At 44.1% G+C, this 18,792-nt stretch carries 9 protein-coding genes; 7 read left to right on the plus strand and 2 right to left on the minus strand.

Translation table 11 applies throughout. The features are described 5' to 3' along the window. Positions 1–25: 25 nt before the first annotated feature. Both G563_RS35630 and G563_RS0122995 read right to left on the minus strand, forming a co-directional pair. Positions 26–2,830, minus strand: coding sequence for a S8 family serine peptidase (locus tag G563_RS35630; RefSeq protein WP_051211152.1), 2,805 nt, complete (start codon positions 2,828–2,830; stop codon positions 26–28). Between the two features lie 24 nt (positions 2,831–2,854). Further along, complete coding sequence (locus G563_RS0122995) at positions 2,855–6,877, minus strand: S8 family serine peptidase (protein WP_028667390.1); 4,023 nt, start codon at positions 6,875–6,877, stop codon at positions 2,855–2,857. Positions 6,878–7,155: 278 nt separating this feature from the next. Between G563_RS0122995 and G563_RS0123000 the strand changes: the two genes are divergently transcribed. The 7 genes from G563_RS0123000 (at position 7,156) to G563_RS0123035 (ending at position 18,790) form a co-directional block, all read left to right on the plus strand. Continuing rightward, the gene (locus G563_RS0123000; RefSeq protein WP_028667391.1) at positions 7,156–10,254 is read left to right on the plus strand and encodes a ligand-binding sensor domain-containing protein; all 3,099 of its coding nucleotides are present in this window, start codon (positions 7,156–7,158) and stop codon (positions 10,252–10,254) included. A 99-nt stretch (positions 10,255–10,353) separates the two neighbouring features. Next, on the plus strand, positions 10,354–10,974 hold the full coding sequence (locus G563_RS0123005) for a response regulator transcription factor (protein WP_037327943.1): 621 nt from the start codon (positions 10,354–10,356) through the stop codon (positions 10,972–10,974). A 237-nt stretch (positions 10,975–11,211) separates the two neighbouring features. Next, a complete protein-coding gene (gene gcvP / locus G563_RS0123010) occupies positions 11,212–14,091 on the plus strand; it encodes an aminomethyl-transferring glycine dehydrogenase (RefSeq protein WP_028667393.1) in 2,880 nt (959 codons plus the stop codon). A 220-nt stretch (positions 14,092–14,311) separates the two neighbouring features. After that, on the plus strand, positions 14,312–15,277 hold the full coding sequence (locus G563_RS0123020; RefSeq protein WP_028667394.1) for a fasciclin domain-containing protein: 966 nt from the start codon (positions 14,312–14,314) through the stop codon (positions 15,275–15,277). Positions 15,278–15,445: 168 nt separating this feature from the next. After that, positions 15,446–15,862 carry a CBS domain-containing protein gene (locus tag G563_RS0123025; protein WP_028667395.1) on the plus strand — a complete coding sequence of 139 codons (417 nt, stop codon included), beginning with the start codon at positions 15,446–15,448 and terminating at the stop codon, positions 15,860–15,862. Between the two features lie 57 nt (positions 15,863–15,919). Then, entirely contained in the window at positions 15,920–17,233 is a 1,314-nt protein-coding gene (locus tag G563_RS0123030) for a cryptochrome/photolyase family protein (RefSeq protein ID WP_028667396.1), read from the plus strand. 63 nt (positions 17,234–17,296) lie between these two features. Then, entirely contained in the window at positions 17,297–18,790 is a 1,494-nt protein-coding gene (locus tag G563_RS0123035) for a DUF1501 domain-containing protein (protein WP_028667397.1), read from the plus strand. The last annotated feature ends 2 nt before the right edge of the window (positions 18,791–18,792 follow it).

Raw genomic sequence — 18,792 nt, forward strand, 5'->3', positions numbered from 1 at the left:
TGTTTTTGTACCAAAAAGACAAACGTTATTGTTTGATAAAAGGTTTAGTGATAGAGCGACGTCCGTCACTAACTCTGATAAAATGTTGTCCTGGCGATAACTCTGAAACATCAAACTGATTGATAAACACACTACCATTGTCATAAAGGAGCTTGCTAGGAAGTATTTTTCCTGTTTGTGTTACGATATAAGCCGTAAGATTGTAGGTATTGTCAGATTCGTAGGCGACAGTCAATAAATCTACAGTGGGGTTAGGAAAAAGCTTGAGATGCTCTTTGACGATTAAAATCTCGGGAATCGCAGCCGGGGTTTCTGTTGGGTATTTGACGTGAGTAAGCTCCAAGGCTTTGGATAGTACCGAGCATCCATTTTGAGTGATTTCGACCGTATATTTTCCTGCCACAGTGGCTACGAGTCGTGCACCAGTCGCTGTAGGAATGGGAGTGCCATCTAAAAACCACCGATAAGTCATGTTTTCTCCTGAGATAGTAGTTAGTCGAATACTACCTTTAGGTGGGATTACTGTTCCAGCGTTGGTTGAGATGACGGGTTGCTGAAGCGCCGATAGAATTTGAGTAACAGAGGAAGTCACCGAACACACCCCTGACGAAACTACGACATTATAGTTACCTGCCTCAGTTGGAAAGATGGTAGGCGTACTGGCACCTACCACGGGTTTTCCGTCTTTGTACCATTGATAACGGTAGCCGATTCCAGCATTGACACTAAGAGGAACGGGTTTACCTGCACAAATGGTAACACTGCCTTGGGGGGTAATTTGGGCAGAAAGATTAAATATCTTAACATTAATGGGGAGAGATTCGGCGGAGCATTGATAACCAATGACTTTCACACTATATAATCCTTCTTGGGAAATTTCGAGGCTAGGGGTATTAGAAGTGCTGATTGTTTGGCCATTTTTAGACCATTGGTAAGTGAGTGCATTATCACCTTTGACTTGAAATAGGAGCTTACTATCGCCACATAAAGTGGTGTCTTTTCCTTGTAGGATTTGAATGGCATTATTGCAATCTTGAGGACGTACTCCACTCACCATAACTGAGTAAGGTTGCCCATTGTTTTGGAGAGTACGTTTATGCCTAATTATCAGCGTATATACTTTTCTTGCGACTGGATTATTGAGCAATATTTGTTCGACGTTGTCACGGATGTTATCCCCAGGCGTAGCGACAGACGCAGGTTGCTTAGGGTCTAGCACCCACGGAAACCAAGTATTTCCTTGGTCGTCAGTGATTCTTATGTCTAAGTCATTGATAAGTTTGGGGGTCAAATCGTCTACCGTTTGGGAAGCAATTCTTGTGGCCGAGGCTTCAGGGTCACTCCAACAAAGGGTAGCAATGAGGGGTTCTCCGCCGCTGGCGATGATTTTTTGTTGAAAGGTTTCATTTTGACCCAAAGTACGCTCCATCAGTAAATGTTTATTGTCTTGATTGAGAAGCACTTTGGCAGCCTTTTCGGCATTCAACAACCCCCATCCGTAGTCATAGCTTGGGCCTATTTTGCCAGTAGGTTTGTCCGCTGTATGAAGCACTAAACCTTTGAGGGTGGCCGAACGCATGAAGTAGTTTTGACGACGATAAAACAGTTCTTGTAATAAAATCAAGGTGCCTGATACGTTGGCACAAGCAGTGGAAGTTCCTGAAAGTGTCGCATAGGCATTGTCGGCACTCGAAATAGACGAGATGATATTGGTACCTACTCCCAAAATATCAGGTTTGATGCGGCCATCATCAGTGGGTCCCCAACCACTATAGTCTGCGACCGAAAAATCACTGACAAACCCTTTCTGAAGATTGACGTTGGCACCTCCTACGGTCAATATATTTTTGGCATTGGCTTCGGAAGGGATTACATCATAGGCGTCGTTGCGACTACGTTCCAAAAGGCTTGTTTGATTCGTATTTCTTAGAAAGTAAGGAGTGCCTACGGGAGGTCCTGTTTCGGAATGTTTATTATCAGCCGATTTTACAATAAGATAAAAAGGGTTGTTGTAGGCAAGCTTATCTAGGTCTTGAGCCTTTTCGTCATAAAAACCAAAACGATAATCTTCCATAGCATTGATGGAAGGATTGCCCCACCATTCCCATTTTAGTTTGGGGTCGTTGCCGGGGCGGCTAGCATTAAAATACCATCCTGAAACAGGGCCATAGGAGTGATTCGATACCAACACTTTAGAAGCTTCTTGTGCCATTTCAATCAAATCATCGGTATAGTCCCATACATCTAGTGTAGCTCCAAAAGCCATACCCTTTACTTGTGAGTTGACGCCGGCCGCCGCAATCGTACCAGATAGGTGCGTCGAATGGTCACTAAGCACCGAGTTTTGGTCTTTTTGTCTGATACGTCCTCCAAACTCAACATGCGTGATTCGGGGTTTGCCACCATCCCAAATGCACAGGCGGCCGTTTAGGGCTGGCAAATCTCCTTTGAGATCAATACCTAGGCTCCCTCCTTGGTAGAGATTGGTAGTATGAGTTCCAGTAGAAGCAACCACATTGTGGGTGCTATAATAAACAGGCAGGCCAAAAGAATCAATTCCTTGTAAATGTAGTACTCGTCCGTTGGCATATTTTTTGCTGAGAGGCCATCCTTTCTTTTTAGCTATTTTGAAGGCTTCGAGGCGGTTGGTGAGATACCTTTCTTTAAGGTTTTTTTTGAAGGTTTGATTGAACGATAAGTCAGTGTGAAAGGTAGAATCTTTTTGCTGAGCATATCCGAAAAAGCAAACCGCTGATAAGCAGGCTATTAATGTCCTGCTTATCAGATTGTAGCTTGAGATATATGAAAAAAGGGGTAAAATAAAATACATGCCTCTCTCAGTACTGCGAGCTTTTTATGGCTTGATAATGGTGCCGATGGTGCGCGTCGATGTACCCTCCTCTTCAATTATAGCAAAAAACGTACCGCTTTGTAGAGAGCTAAGGTTAAACTGAGTATGGAAAAAATTTTCAAATTTTTCCATACTTTGTTGTACAATCAACTTGCCTTGAAGGTCATAAAGCGAGGCTTTGATTTTAGTGCCTGTTTTTGTAAGGGTAGCATATTCACAAACAACGAAAGATGAAGCGGGATTGGGATAAATCTTAAGTGTTTTATCCAAGAGGGTAGAAGCCTGATTTAACGAAGTAATTACAATTCGGATTTCGTCAGATACCAATTCGCCACAGCCATTGACACTCGCTTTGACCGAATAGTTTCCGGTTTGGATAGCGGTAAAAGTAGGCGTGTTAGCTCCCGCAATCGGAACTCCCTCCAACAACCATTGGATATTGGAGGTGGCATTGGAGGTAAGCACAATACCATTGGCCGAAATGGTGGGTTTTTCGGGTCTACGGATAGTAATCGTCACGGGAGTAGACAAGCTCGGTAAGCAATTGTTGACCGAAGTGCTTACAGTGTAGCTACCGGGAGTGGTGGCCGTTAAGGTAGCATTAGTCGCTCCTTGGATGGCTTGATTGTTTAAAAACCATTGGTATACGCCCGAGTTAGAAGAGGTACGTAAATTGAGAGAACTACCTTCGCAAATATTACTGTTACCCTCAAAACTGATAGTAGGGGTGGTATTGGTGGTAGTTTGAGGAGTGATGGCGACGCGTGGGCTGGGGCAGCCTAGCGATTTTATTTTTAAATCATAAAAATAGTAGTAAGCGTTAGTAAGGGTATCAACGGTATTGTTTTGGGCAAACAAGGCTCCTTTAAGGGCAATTATGCCTGGGATACTAAAAGGAAAACCACTCACGCCGACATTGCTTCGATAAATGGTCGCGCCGCCTTCATACTCAATTGTGATTTTATAACTTCCAGCAGTAGGTATGCTTAAATTAAGAGGATATACGCGTCCTTGGTCGTTGGGGTCATCGGCTACTTGCCCCGAAGGTGCTCCTTGATTAGGAGCATCGGGATTACGACTTGCTACTACATCTACCGTAGAACTTGAGATGAATTTGTCGTCTAAACTCAACACCGTGAAAGTGATTTTTCCGGCCGCAGAAGTATAAAGTCTGGCACTTTCTAAAAGAAGGGGCACTTCAGTTTTTAAAAGGGGGCTAGGACCAAAATTACCTGAATAAGAACCTCCCGAAAATGCAGATTTGGTAGCGGGGCCAAGGGTGCCACTAAAATCATTTAAAGCGACGTATACATTTCCAGTAGGTAATTGCACAGAGCTGCTCGTTAGATTGCCTACGGCAAAAGGAGTACTTCCATTTGGACTATTGTACCAAAACGCAGTACCTTCATCTTTAGAAATAAGTGCTAAAGGGTCGGTATTGCAATAAGTAGCGGTAGCTTTTGAAACGGTAGGTGTGGCTGACAGTGTTCTGGATTCACGCAAAATATTATTGAGCGTATCTTGGTCGTCGGGTAGTGTGATGCGACTGACAAATTGGTAACGAACGCCTTCTTTTAAAGTACTTAAAAATGGCGCAGATAGTGAAATGGTGGCTTCTTCAAATGCTGACAAGGATCTTGATAGAGTACCTGTAGCTTTACCAGCAATTTCGCCAGAAGGCTCAACTACAGTTACTTCTAGGGGCGTATTTTGTACAGTTTGTAAACCTGTATTTCTGACTTTTAAAGTAATAGAAGAAAGCTGGCTACCACAAAAATTATCACTAGGATTGACCAATGTCGTCAAACTTATGTCTCTAAGTGGGCGGGTAAATTGGAGCAAAAACTCCTGGGTTTCACCTTTAGGATAAGTACCACAAGCAGAGAGTGTATTAGGGTCAGAAGACTCCAAACACACAATTCTCAGACGAGTATAGTTGCCCGCTACCAATCCTGAAGGAGCTTTGAGGGGGGTTGAAAATACCCCCGAATTCATAGGCGTAGAAGTGGCGATGAGTTCATTTGCATCATCAAAATCCCCGTCTTGATTCCAGTCTACAAAAGCTTTAACGACTTTGGTCAAATCGGCACCGCATGAGCCTATCGATACTTCTAAAGGGAGTGATTGCCCCGCAGATACGCTTATGGCTTGATTCATAAAATCACTGTAACTCTGGCATCCTTCGTTGGCCATTTGAGAAAGACTACCAAGCGTTACTTTCGTGATTTTGGAGTCGGCATTTGACAAAGCGCGTGATTCGCAGTAGTTTTTTCCTCCGATGCCGCTCACGACTAGCGCATAGGGTTGAGTTCCGTTGGTAAGCGTTCCTTTGTGTTTTATGGTAATGGTATAAGTGCGGCCGGGTACTGGATTTGGAATCAATACTTGTTCTACATTGTCACGGATATTGTCGCCTTTTGTGGCAAGATTTGCTGGTTGATTAGGATCCAAAATCCAAGGTAGATTTTCCGTAGTACCATCACTGATTCTTAAATCAAGGTCATTGATCAATTTGGGGCTTCGATTATCAACATTGGCTATGGTGGCAGTCGTAGCCGGTGCCTCTGGGTCTGTCCAACAAATAGTGGCAATCAATGGGCCTCTGCCAGAGGCTACTACTTGTATCGTGTAGATTTCATTGGTGGCGAGGGTGCGTTCGGAAAGCAAGTGAGACTGATCACGGTTAAGGATTACTTCGGCGGCTTTTCGTTCGTTGAGCAAGCCCCATCCGTACTGGTAATCTGGGCCTAATGCGCCTGCGTCGTCAGCCGTATGAAGTACGAGTCCTTTGAGAGTCGAAGAGCGAAGGAAGGTTTTGTTGAGGTTGTTGTACAATTCTTGCAATAAAAACACCGAACCCGAAACGTTGGGTGAAGCCATAGAAGTACCGCTTAGGGTAGCGTAAGCATTGTTGCTGGTAGAGGTAGTCGAAAATACACTTACTCCTACGCCTACTATGTCTGGTTTGATACGACCATCGTCAGTAGGACCCCAGCTACTAAAGCTTGATATTTGTGGGTCGCTGATTTGGTTATAGCCATTGTTTAATACACTTATGGCACCCACGGTCAGGATATTTTTGGCAGTGCCATAAGTTGCAATCAAATCAAAGCCATTTTGGGGGGCTCTAGCGGTAGTAGAGGTACGAGAACTTCCTCCTAAAAAATAAGGCGTACCAGCGGGTGGGCCATTATTTCCACGGGCATTGCCAGCTGCTTTTACAATCAAATAATAGGGAGCAGTGTTGGCGATTCTGTCCCATTCGCGAGCACGAGCGTCATAAAATCCAAACTTATAGTCTTTTTGGTCGTTGAGGGTACTATCACCGTACCATTCCCATTTCAAGTTGTTGTTGGTTCCACTACGGGCTGTATTGAGACGCCAGCCTGAGAGAGCTTCGTATGAGTGATTAGAAACCAGTAAATTGGGAGCCGCAGTGACCATTTCGGCTGCATCATTACCAAAATCATGGGCTAGCAATGTAGCAGCGGGTGCCATACCACGGGCACGAGGATTGACACCGGTCGCAATCATGGTGCCACTTACGTGGGTAGCGTGGGCATCTATAGTCGTTGCATTGTCGACTTGCCTTACGCGATTGGCTAATTCGGTATGGGTATCTCTTACTTTTCCGCCGTCCCAAACTCCCAACCGATCTTTCATGGCATCGCTACCACCAGTCAGATTCAGACCTAAGCCGCCTCCTTCATAGAGCGCGTCGGTACGGGTGGTGAGGGCGGCGCCTCGATTGGTCGTGGTGATGTCATAGAGCGGCTCCCCTGTTTCGCTGACGCCGCTCAAAATAATCACTGTACCATCCGCAAAGCTTTGACGTAGAGGCCAGTTGTTTTGGCGTGCTAAGTTTTGAAGCCGAAGATTGAGCGTTTTATAGTGATTTTCAATATCTTGTTTTGTGTTTTGGAGTTTTTGCTGTTGGTCCACCGAGTACAAAGGACGGGGTTGGGCTTGGCTCAAAACTGGAATAATGCACAATACAAAAAGATAAAAACGTAAATAGTGATGCATAGTGAATCTTTTTTTTGTAAACGAAAAATGACAAAAAATTGATACGGAAAAATTATTAACTTTAATGACTCACATCTGAAGGTTTCGTAACACTATCAATGTGTGAAAATAGGAAGTTCATTTTTAAACTTATTATTTCCATTGCTGATAGAAACCTAACCAAAAAAGGAATGGATAAATAATCCCCTATTTTGGGTGAAGTATTTAGAAAGAGTTGTAACCTACATTTGTTGCACAAAAAACTTTTTTGGGTGTTTAAGGCCATTCTTCCCTAAGTCATGAAAAAATACCTGTGGTTGTTGGTGTGGATTGCGAGCCGAGTAGTGATGGCCCATACTACTACGCCTATCACCGATTATTGGGATCATCTTGCGCTCAATGAAGGCCTAAGTCAAAACGAAATCCGAAGTATCGTGCAAGACCATCGCGGAATGATGTGGTTTGGTACACAGGATGGCCTCAACTGCTACGACGGACAAAGCATCAAAAAATACCGTCATAACCCCTTCGATTCGACTACTATTACCCACGACGATATTACCTTTTTGTACGAAGATAGTGCACATCATCTCTGGGTGGGTACTACCAAAGGGCTGAATCGTAAATTAGCACAAAAAAATATTTTCCAAAATTTCCCCCAAATTGAAGGAATCGTCACTCATATTTTGGAAGATAAAAATCATACTATTTGGGTAGGGACTTCGGCGGGCTTGTGGGTATTGCGTCCTAAAAACAATGATTTTCAATATTTTTTGTATCGCCACAATCTCGATGATGCTTCTTCTCTTTCGCACGATTTCGTGGGTAGTATGGCATTAGATAGCGAGGGAAGTCTATGGATAGGAACGGCCAAAGGATTGAATAAAGTCTTGGCAGGCTCCGTGCTTCGCTTCGAAAACGCTCGAAATAGTTCTTTGCCACTTTACCAAAAAGAGCATCTGCCTACGCATGTTTGGAACGCCAAAGGAAGAGGCGTCTGGGTAAGTACACCAAAGCAATTTGGATTGTTGAATATTCAAGTTGGTGAAATAGACGATTTTACCTCTGCACTCCCTGCTGATGTGGTGGTGTCTTCGGTATGTACTGATCATTTGGGAGTGGTTTGGGTAGGCACGCAAGGCAAGGGGATTTATCGTTTTCGGTTTAATAAAATCACCCGCCAACTGCTTCGAGTAGGAGCCTATCAGGAGGATTTATTGGCCAAAAATGGTCTTAAAAGCAGTCATATTACTTGTATTTACGAAGGTAATGAGCCCCAAGAAGATATAGTATGGGTAGGCACAAGAGAAGCAGGGGTTCAGTTGTATGCTCGTTCTAAAAATACATTTCGTCATTGGGAACGACTTTTGAAGCAAGAAACCGCCGCCGGAAAAAGTTTTTTCGGAATTGGGACAGATAAAGAAGGCTTTTTGTGGGCAGGTACTTTCGCAAATCTCTATCGTATCAATCGCCGTACGCAGGCAATCCGCAAATATGAACTCACTAAAAATGCCCTGATTGAGACTATCGCAGAAGATGCCAAAGGTACGCTCTGGATGGGCGGAAATGTGGGGCTTCTACGGTACGACCGCCTACGCGATAGATTTGCGGCTTTTCCATTGCCTACTTTTGACAATGTAAGACCGTGGGTGTTTCGGATTTATAACGATAGCTCACACCAAATGTGGATAGGAACAAGGTCTTATCTAGCCAAAATAGATGCCGAAGGCAAAACCCAAGTCATCAGAGAAATAGCTGCCCCCAAAAACACAAAAATAGAACTCCGAAACATAGGGGCGATTCAGAAAGATGCCAAAGGTGGTCTTTGGATAGGAATGAGGCAAGGGTTGGTACATTGGCCCGATGAAGCCACCGAAGCACAATTGTTTCAGAACAATCCCCGTGATCCTAAGTCGTTGATTGATAACGTGGTACTAGACATTCATGTCGACTCCAAACAGCGGGTTTGGATATGCACTACCAAAGGGTTGAGTAGAGTAATAAATGAGAAAGGCAAAATCACGTTTGAACATTTTACCGAAAAAGAAGGCTTGTCCAATTCGTTTGTATATGGGGCACTGAGTGATTCAAAAGGGAAAATGTGGTTGACCACCAACGGCGGTATTGTGTGTTTCGACCCCGACCGGCATACTTTTCGGAACTATACCGCCAAAGACGGTCTCGGAGGGGCTGAGTTCAATTCTGGCGGCTTTCATCAAAGTGCTGAGGGAGAGCTGTTTTTTGGGGGCAATGGTATGTTGTTGAGTTGTTGGCCCAACGAAATTATCCCTAATCGTCATTTAGCAAAAGTCGCAGTGACTTCTTTCAAAAAATTTGAAAAAGAATGGGATATTGATAGTCTGCTTGCTTCTCAGCAGCCGATTAGTTTCGAGCCAGACGAAAACTTTTTTTCTTTCGATTTGGCTGCCTTAGATTTTACGAATCCTTCTCAGAACCAATTTGCTTATCGCTTAGAAGGATTTCACAAAGATTGGATTTTGGCTGGCACGCGGCGGTACTTGAGTTTTACCAATCTTAATCCGGGGCATTATACATTGCACCTAAAAGCAGCCAACAATGAAGGGCTTTGGAATGATAAAGATGTGCTGAGTATTCCGCTCTATATCCAACCACCTTTTTGGCAAACTTGGTGGTTTTATGTGGTAGTAATTTTGATATTGGCCACAGCTATCAAGGTATTTTATGATTATCGGGTGCGAATGCGGGTAAAATATTTATTTGATTTGGAACGAGTGAAATTAGAAGAAAATGAGCGTGTTCGGAAATTGGCAGCCCAAGACCTTCACGACGAATTTGGAAACACCCTTACCCGAATTTCATTGTTGACCGAAATCATCAAAACCCGACTCAACGGCCAAGCAAACGGCGAAATCGGGATGATGCTCACCAAAATCGGCGACAACTCCAATCGGATGTATCAGGGTACCAAAGATTTTATCTGGGCTATCAATCCTGAGCACGACAATTTTTATGAGATAGCAGTTCGATTGAAGGACTTTGGTGATGATGCCTTTGACAAAACAGGAATACGATTTTCGGTAGAAGGTCTCAACGACGACCTCCGCTCTGTCAATCTTTATATGGGTGAAAGTCGGCATTTGGTTTTGTTGTTTAAGGAAGCTATCAGCAATACCCTCAAACACGCCCAAGCCCGTGAAGTAAAGCTTAGATTTGGGTTTGAAAAAGGGGAAATGACGATTGAGTGGTACGATGATGGAAAGGGTTTTGAAATAGATCAAGTTCGCCAAGGAAACGGATTGACCAACATTCACACGCGTGCTCAGAAGATTGGGGGAATGGTGGTGATTGATTCACTCCAAAAAAAGGGTACTTGTGTAAGGTTTCGAAAAAAAATAAATGAAGAAGCACGAAAGTGAGCTTTTGATGTCGGGACGAGGGGGCATAAAATCCCCGGCTTTCAGAAGCAAGCATAGGGCAATAATGAGTGTGTATCCATAATTTTATTAATTCCAAAAATGATAACCCGTTTGTGTTTGGTCGAAGATGATCATCTTATCAGAGAAGCGTTTGCCGATTTGTTGAACAATACCGAAGGTTTTCGGGTGGTCAATACTTACGCAAATTGTGAAGACTATCTGCGCAATCTTGCTGTTGACCGCCCCGATGTGGTATTGATGGATTTGGAGCTTCCGCGCATGGGCGGGGTAGAAGGTATTGAAAAAACAAAAAAACTTCGTCCCCAAACGCAGCTCATTGTAGTGACAGTCTATGAAAACGATGAATTGGTATTTAAAGCACTATGTGCAGGGGCGGGTGGGTACCTCACTAAAAATATGCCTCCTAGTAGGCTCATTGACGCCATTCGAGAGATACGCCAAGGAGGGGCCCCGATGAGTACCAATATTGCACGTATGGTGGTGGCGTCGTTTCAGAAAAATCATCATTCGCCTCTTACTGCGCGCGAAACAGAAGTACTAGAGCGTATTGCCCAAGGGAAAAGCTATACCACCATTGCTGATGAGTTGTTTGTGGACAAAGAGACGATTCGGACTCATATCAAGAATATTTATTGGAAACTTGAGGTACATTCTAAGGCAGAAGCGATTGAAAAAGCTCGAAAAGAGCGATTGATTTGAGGGCGTTTTGTGGATAAAATGTTGAATATGAATCCTAATATTGGAGGTGATTGAGAATCTACGTAGATTTTCAAACGGTTTAGCTAGTATTTTCGAAGTATGACTTTTTTGTAGAATCAGAGCCGTGAAATAAACTTTACTGGTCAAATTTTGTTTTTCCAAGAAAACACCGCAACAATCAGCTTATTTTTTGACTATTTTTGCGGATTCTTACACATATATCGCTCTGATCATCGGATGAAAATCAGTCTTCACCAACAAGAATCCTTCGAGCGCCGTCACCACGGCCAAAGTCCTACAGATTTACAAGAAATGCTAAAAACAGTCGGCGTTGATGCGCTCGACGAGTTGATAGAACAGACCGTTCCGGCGGCTATCCGCAGGGTACAACCGCTCAATTTGCCAGCACCTAAGTCAGAGTTTGACTTTTTGAATGATTTGAAGAAAGTGGCTCGTCAAAACCGCATTTTTCAATCTTTCATTGGAATGGGTTATTATGATACGATTGTTCCAAATGTGATTTTGCGCAATATTCTCGAAAATCCCGCTTGGTACACGGCTTATACGCCCTATCAGGCTGAAATTGCACAGGGGCGTTTGGAGATGTTGTTGAACTTTCAGACGGCGGTGATTGACCTCACGGGCATGGAAATCGCCAATGCCTCGTTGTTGGACGAAGCTACCGCTGCTGCCGAAGCCATGACGATGTTGCATAGCCTACGACCTGCGGCACGCAAAAAAGCCGAAACTTTTTTTGTGTCGGAGCGCTGCCATCCTCAGACGATTGATTTGATTTATACGCGTGCTACTCCACTCAATATCAATGTAGTAGTAGGAGACCATGCCAAAGTGGACTTGACCGACCCCGCTATATTTGGGGTATTGGTGCAGTATCCGGCTACAGATGGCGAAGTGATAGATTATACAGATTTTATTGCTACAGCTCACGAGTTGAGCATATCGGTAGCAGTAGCGGCCGATTTGTTGAGCCTTACCCTACTCAAATCTCCTGGTGAAATGGGGGCTGATGTGGTGGTAGGTTCTGCGCAGCGGTTTGGGGTTCCGATGGGCTATGGCGGGCCCCACGCGGCTTTTTTTGCTACCAAAGATGCTTTCAAACGTCAGATTCCGGGGCGTATCATTGGCGTATCGGTAGATGCCGAAGGAAATAGAGCCTTGCGCATGGCACTCCAAACCCGTGAGCAGCACATTCGTCGCGAAAAAGCCACTTCCAATATCTGTACGGCTCAAGTATTGCTTTCGGTAATGGCGGCGGCCTATGCCGTTTATCATGGGCCAGAAGGTTTGAAAACGATTGCTTCCAAAACGCACGGTCTAACCAAAGCCTTTGCGGAAGCAGTGTCGGAGATGGGTTATGTAGTTTTGACTAAAAATTATTTTGATACTGTCACAGTACAAATCGCAAATGCCGATGCCTTGCGCGAAGAAGCCGAAAAAAGAGGTATCAATTTGCGCTATAATACCAATGGTACCGTAGGGGTTTCTTTCGATGAAGTAAAATCGTTTGGGGATTTGATTGGTATTTTGGACTTGTTTGCGACCGCTTCGGGCGAAGGTGTAGAAATGACCGTTCCGAGTGAAATAGAAGTAGCTTTTCCCGAAAACTTGGCGCGTCAGTCTAGTTATCTTACGCATCCTGTTTTTAGCACCTATCATACCGAGCATGATATGTTACGTTATTTGAAATCATTGGAAAACAAAGACTTGTCTTTGGTACACTCTATGATTTCGCTCGGTAGCTGTACCATGAAACTCAACGCCACGGCGGAGATGATTCCCGTTACTTGGCCTGAGTTTGGAAAGATGCATCCCTTTGCCCCTACCAATCAAGCTGCGGGTTATCAGTTGCTGTTTAAACACCTCAACGATTGGCTTTGCGAAATCACAGGCTTTGCTGCTATGTCACTTCAGCCTAATTCGGGCGCGCAAGGTGAGTATGCTGGTTTGATGGTGATTCGGGCATATCATGAAGCACGCGGCGATGCCCACCGCAATGTAGCCTTGATTCCGTCGTCGGCGCATGGTACCAACCCTGCTTCGGCTGTAATGGCAGGCATGAAAGTGGTGGTTACCAAATGCGACGAGCGCGGCAACATTGATGTTGAAGATCTCAAAGCCAAAGCCGCACAATATAGCAATGAACTTTCGTGTTTGATGGTGACTTATCCATCTACTCACGGCGTATTTGAAGAAAGTATCATTGAGATATGCGAAGTTATCCACAGTCATGGTGGACAAGTATATATGGATGGTGCCAATATGAACGCCCAAGTAGGACTTACAAGTCCTGCCACGATTGGAGCCGATGTATGTCACCTCAATCTTCACAAAACTTTCTGTATTCCGCACGGTGGAGGTGGCCCTGGCATGGGGCCTATCGGCGTAGCGGCGCATTTGGTAGAACATCTTCCTGGTCACGTTCAGCTTACCGAAGGTCAAAAAGCAGGAGCAGTATCAGCGGCACCTTATGGTTCTGCGAGTATTCTGACCATATCTCACGCTTATATCGCAATGATGGGCGGCGAGGGGCTGACCAATGCTACTAAGATGGCGATTTTGAATGCCAATTATATCAAACAGCGCTTGTCGGGTAATGGTGACTATGAAATCCTCTACACAGGCGCTAACGGTCGCTGTGCGCACGAAATGATTGTGGATTGTCGTCCTTTCAAAGCGGTAGGTATTGAAGCCGAAGACTTAGCAAAACGATTGATGGATTATGGGTTCCACGCCCCTACGTTGTCGTTTCCTGTGGCAGGTACTTTGATGATTGAGCCTACGGAGTCAGAATCTAAGGCTGAACTTGATCGTTTTTGTGACACAATGCTGAGTATCCGTGCCGAAATCCGTGACATAGAAGAAGGAATAGCCGATAAAACCAACAATGTTCTCAAAAATGCCCCCCACACAGCACGTGTGGTATTGACCGAAAACTGGGAGCGTCCTTACAGTCGCGAAAAAGCGGCTTTCCCCTTGCCTCATTTGAGATTTAATAAATTTTGGCCAAGTGTAAGCCGTATCGATTCGGCTTATGGCGATCGTCATTTGGTATGTGCGTGTCTTCCTGTAGAAGAGTATGTACATGCAGAAGCGTAGTTTTAGCTTTCAATATTAAGTTTTATAAAAAAGCCCTCTTTTGAGGGTTTTTTTGTTGATTATCAGTAGATTGTAATCTTGGTTTTTTATGGGAAAAGTCATTAGAGGGGTATTTTGTTTAATTTTTTTGTGAAAAGATTAAACAAAATGAAATATTGAAAAGTTATTAACCTGTTCTAAAAACAAAAATTTTCCACCCTCTAAAATTCAAATAACGACTATGAAAACTTTTTGGAGAAAGGCGAAAGCCCAAATGGTAGTAATGGTAATGGTAGCGGCAGGTGCTACTTTGGTAGGCTGTAAAGACGACGAAACTACACCTACCTCTAACACTGTGACTGATATTGTACTAGCCAACAACGATTTTAGTATTTTACGGGCAGCCGTCACACGGGCAGGGCTAGCTGATGCTCTCAAAGGCGGTACACTGACAGTATTTGCGCCCAACGATGCAGCATTTACAGCATCAGGCCTAGATTTGAGCACCGTCAATTCATTGGATGTTAATACCTTGAGAACGGTGTTGCAGTATCATGTTTTGGGAACTACAATTGCAGCTTCAGCTGTACCTACTGCCAACAACACCGAAGTGCCTACCTTAGCGGGTGCTAATGCGTATGTTACCAAAAATGACGGCGGAGTATCTATCAATGGAGCAAGAGTAATCACTGCTGACGTAAAAGCAGATAATGGTGTGATTCATGTGATTAACCGAGTAATCATGCCACCTTCAGGAAACCTTCTTCAAGTAGCACAAGCCAATCCTAACTTTACTTTTTTGGTGGCAGCTCTCAACAAAGTCATTCAAGCCAATCCTTCGGTAGGGGCTACGGTTACTTCAGTATTGACGGGTAATTCTCCTTTTACGGTATTTGCACCTACCAATACCGCTTTTCAAGCTACTCCTTTTAACAGCATCGACGCTATCAATGCCGCAAGTGGTGCTACGCTCACTACCCTTACCAGTGTATTGTTGGCGCACGTAGTACAAGGACGAGTATTTTCTACCAATTTAACGGCTGGTAATGTCGTAACGGCTGGTAATGCTCCTATTACGGTGACGCTTGGTTCGGGTGTGCAAGTACGTGGTGCGGGCAATGGTACCAACAATGCCAATGTAACAAGTGCCAACATCGTGGCTACCAATGGCGTTATCCATGTTATAGATAGAGTAATTCTGCCTTAATATTAAATGTGATTTTAAGGTTTCGTTGGGGTGATTTTTAGCAATAAAAATCACCCTTTTTGTTGGTCTTTAAAACTGACAAAAAACAGTTTTAAGGATGTTTTTTGTCATCAAATTTGATAAAAAAGGGGCGCATTTTGAGGTATCAAAATTAAACCTCGAACAAAAATGAAAAAAAGAGAACCTATTTCGCACATCATGACCAAAAACGTGCACACTGTCAATGTAAGCGATGATTTGCACGAAGCGATTGAAATCGTAAAGAAAAACCACATCCGTCATTTGCCCGTATTGGAAGGCAAAGAAGTGGTAGGTATAATTAGTAGAACAGATATTAATCGATTGACATTCAGCTCGTTGTTTGATAATCAAGAAGGTGCTGATGAGGCTATTTTAGAGATGCTAAGTATTCCACAAGTAATGACCCAAAAACCCCGTACAGTAGATGTGTCTTTGAGCATTAGAGAGGTAGCGGAGATTCTGGCTACGGAAGAATATCACGCTTTGCCGGTTATCGAAAATGGAGAATTGGCGGGGATTGTCACTACCACCGATGTCATCAAATATATGCTTGAACAGTACTAAGGTTCAAAACAATTTTTTCCTAAGCCTAGTTTGTAATGATACAAATTAGGCTTTTTTATGAATCAACCTTTGACGATATTTTGGTTTCGACGTGATTTGCGTTTGCACGACAATGCAGGACTGTATCGAGCCCTTACGGCGGGTAATTCCGTTTTACCTCTTTTTATTTTTGACAAAGAAATCCTTGATCAATTAGAAGATAAAAACGACCGGCGTGTTGAGTTTATTCATCAAGCGTTGAGCGAGCTTCAAGAGCAATTGACTCAACTAGGAAGTGCGATTTTGGTAAAATACGGTACGCCTTCGGAAGTATGGCAACAGCTCATAGAAGAGTACAACACTGGGGAGGTTCACACCAATCATGATTATGAGCCTTATGCTAAAACCCGTGATAAGGCGATTGGGTCTTTTTTGAATAGCCACGGTATTGCTTTTTATACCCACAAAGACCAGTGTATTTTTGAGAAAAACGAGGTGCTGAGCGGCGCAGGTACTCCTTATACAGTATTTACGCCTTATAGCCGAAAATGGAAAGAAACCCTCAATGATTTTTATTTGAAGTCGTATCCTACCGAAAAATATTTTGATTCTTTTTATAAAATTTCTCCTTCCGCAATTCCCTCTTTGGAAAGTATGGGTTTTGAAAAAGTAGGATTGCCATTTCCTCATAAAAGTGTTAGAGATGAATTAATAAAAAATTATAAAGAGCAACGTGATATTCCTTCTGTTGCGGGTACGTCTCGTTTGAGTGTACACCTACGCTTCGGTACTATTTCGATTCGGGAATTGGCTCGCAAAGCCCAAAAACTCAACGAAACCTTTTTGAATGAGTTGATTTGGCGGGACTTTTACATGCAGATTTTGTGGCATTTTCCGCACGTGGGTGAAGGCAAAGCCTTTCGGGCGGAGTATGACAAGATAGAATGGAGGCAGGATGAAGCTCAGTTTAAGAAATGGTGTGAAGGTCGCACGGGTTACCCCATAGTGGATGCCGGGATGCGCGAACTCAATGCTACGGGCTTTATGCACAATCGCGTCAGGATGATAGTGGCTAGTTTTTTGACCAAACATTTGCTCATTGACTGGCGTTGGGGGGAGGCGTATTTTGCCCAAAAACTATTGGATTTTGACTTGTCGGCCAACAATGGCGGTTGGCAATGGGCATCTGGCTCTGGGACAGATGCCGCGCCTTATTTTCGGATTTTTAACCCCACCGCGCAGACCCAAAAATTTGATTCTCAATTGGCTTATATTAAAAAATGGGTACCCGAACTTAACACGTTCGACTACCCCAAGCCAATTGTAGACCATGCTTTTGCAAGAGAGCGATGTCTGAAAGTGTATCAGAAGGCGTTGAAGGGAGGAGAGTAACTTTTAGGTGGCTTACACTTTATAATAAGTAAATCACCATTAACGCAGAAGCAGGATTTTAGCATGGACAAGTTATTAAAAGAACTTCAGCGAGCAGATTTGGAGCGGCAAACACGACGGTATTTTCTTCAAACCTTGGGCACAGGGCTTGGTTCATTGGGGCTGGGTTCGCTTTTGGGGAGTTGTGGGTATTTAGGTAAAGATGAGACCGCATCGTCTGCGCCAGTCCAATCGCTCGATGCCATGAGTGTGAAAATCCCTCAATTTGCGCCCAAGGCCAAACAAGTGATTTATATCCATATGGCGGGAGCACCCTCGCAGTTGGAGCTTTTTGATTATAAACCCGAACTCGAAAAATACCACGGCAAAGATTGTCCAGCGGAGTTTTTGGAAGGCAAAAAGTTTGCTTTTATCAAAGGAGTACCCAAGATGCTTGGCCCTAAAGGGCAGTTTGCACAGCATGGACAGTCGGGGGCATGGATTTCCAATTATTTGCCTTATTTACAGACCGTTGCTGATGACGTGTCTTTTGTAAAAGCCATGTATACCGACCAGTTTAACCACGCGCCCGCTCAGTTGTTGATGCATACGGGAAGCGCACGTTTGGGACGACCTAGTATTGGAGCTTGGACGGTCTATGGATTGGGTTCAGAAAACAAAAACCTTCCGGGGTTTATCGTACTAGCCTCTGGAGGAAAGCAGCCCGACGCTGGCAAGTCGGTATGGGGAAGTGGATTTTTGCCCACGGTCTATCAAGGAGTACAATGCCGTACTGGTGGCGACCCTGTTTTGTACGTTTCTGACCCGCAAGGTATGAATCGGGATATACGAAAACAAACAATTGAGGCTATCAATACCATCAATCAACAAGCCTACGACGAAGTAAAAGACCCCGAAATTTTGACCCGCATTAGCCAATATGAAATGGCTTTTCGGATGCAAATGTCGGTACCTGAGGTTATGGATGTGAGCAAAGAACCGCAGTATATCTTGGATATGTACGGTGTAAAATCTGGCGAAGGGTCATTTGCGATGAACTGCCTACTGGCGCGCAAACTCGTCGAAAATGGCGTTCGTTTTGTACAGTTGTTTGATTGGGGCTGGGATACGCACGGCACAAGCGAAGACGGTTCGGTAGAAATCGGCCTCATGAACAAATGTAAAGCCTCTGACCAAGGCGTAGCGGCTTTGTTGAAAGACCTCAAAATGAGAGGGTTGCTCGACGAAACGCTCGTGGTATGGGGTGGAGAGTTTGGCCGAACGCCCATGCAAGAAAACCGTGATGGGCAAGTGCTGCCCTATTCAGGACGCGACCATCACTTGGATGCTTTTACGGTTTGGATGGCCGGCGGCGGTGTCAAAAAAGGATTTTCACTTGGTGAAACCGACCCATTGGGCTATTATGGTGTTAAAGACCGTACGCATGTGCATGATTTACAGGCTACTATCTTGCATTTAATGGGCTTCAACCACGAAAAATTTACCTATCCTTTTCAAGGCCGTAACTTCCGCTTGACCGATGTAGCAGGGAAAGTTATCAAGCCGATTTTGGCCTGATA

This window comes from Runella zeae DSM 19591 (genome assembly GCF_000423565.1).
In the GTDB taxonomy this organism is placed as follows: domain Bacteria; phylum Bacteroidota; class Bacteroidia; order Cytophagales; family Spirosomataceae; genus Runella; species Runella zeae.